This window comes from Pseudoneobacillus rhizolycopersici (assembly GCF_054786815.1).
On sequence record NZ_JBTOOE010000188.1, the window covers coordinates 1 to 250 of the forward strand.

Below are 250 nucleotides of genomic sequence, written 5' to 3' on the forward strand. Positions count from 1 at the left end.
TTACCAGAAGCACCTCTTCCACGAAAAAACATTAACCAGTGTTGAGAGTAATACCCGGCGTGACGGGGAAGAATTTTTAACCCTGGCAGACCGGCTCAACATTCATCCAGAAGTAACCGAATACCCGCTAGAAAAGGCCCTCGATGCTTTACGCTACGTTAAGCGGGGAGACATTAAGGGTGCCTGCGTTTTGCGGGTAAGCAAAGACTAATTAGATTAAGGAGTACTGAAATGCAATATCCACAACTAG

General features: G+C 46.0%; 1 protein-coding gene. It reads left to right on the forward strand.

The annotated features are described in order from the left end of the window. Nucleotides 1-211: hypothetical protein (locus ACX9YW_RS23365; RefSeq protein ID WP_460351165.1), on the forward strand; the 211-nt coding region annotated here is incomplete at its 5' end. Between the last annotated feature and the right edge of the window lie 39 nt (nt 212-250).